The organism is Clostridium caldaquaticum, assembly GCF_023806125.1.
GTDB classification, from domain to species: Bacteria; Bacillota; Clostridia; order Clostridiales; family Clostridiaceae; genus Clostridium_AT; species Clostridium_AT caldaquaticum.
On sequence record NZ_JAMSKT010000048.1, the window covers coordinates 1 to 546 of the forward strand.

Annotated in this window: 2 tRNA genes; both read right to left on the bottom strand. The window is 37.0% G+C overall.

Annotated elements, in window-relative coordinates:
* Positions 1-281: 281 nt before the first annotated feature.
* Positions 282-358, bottom strand: a tRNA-Ile gene (locus M2651_RS14245).
* Positions 359-361: 3 nt separating this feature from the next.
* Positions 362-437: transfer RNA gene (locus M2651_RS14250), tRNA-Ala, on the bottom strand.
* Positions 438-546 lie beyond the last annotated feature (109 nt).

The following is a 546-nucleotide window of genomic DNA, read 5'->3' on the forward strand; positions in this document are numbered from 1 at the left end:
AGGCATTCACCATGCGCTCTTCGTAGCTTGACCTAATATGAAAACGCTACGCGTTTTCTAATGAAGAATTAATAATGAAGATTTAAAAATTCTTCAGAATTAACTCTTGTTGCGAAATTGTATATACCCTTTTACTACTAGTTAGTTTGAGTATAACAATTTAATCTTTTTTAATCTGTGCAATTTTCAAAGAACAACTTATTTTAAATTAAAAATTAATAATTTAGAATTAAGAATTTTACACAACTCTTCATTCTTAATTTTTAACTCTTAATTTTAAATGGTGGGCTTAAATGGACTCGAACCATCGACCTCACGCTTATCAGGCGTGCGCTCTAACCAGCTGAGCTATAAGCCCTTATGGTGGAGATATAGGGATTCGAACCCTAGACCCCCTGCGTGCAAGGCAGGTGCTCTCCCAACTGAGCTATACCCCCACATTTGTGAGAAACTTTTAGTCTCTCAAAATTAAACAGAGAATCAAGTTTCCAGCTTTCAATTCCCTAGAAAGGAGGTGATCCAGCCGCAGGTTCTCCTACGGCTACC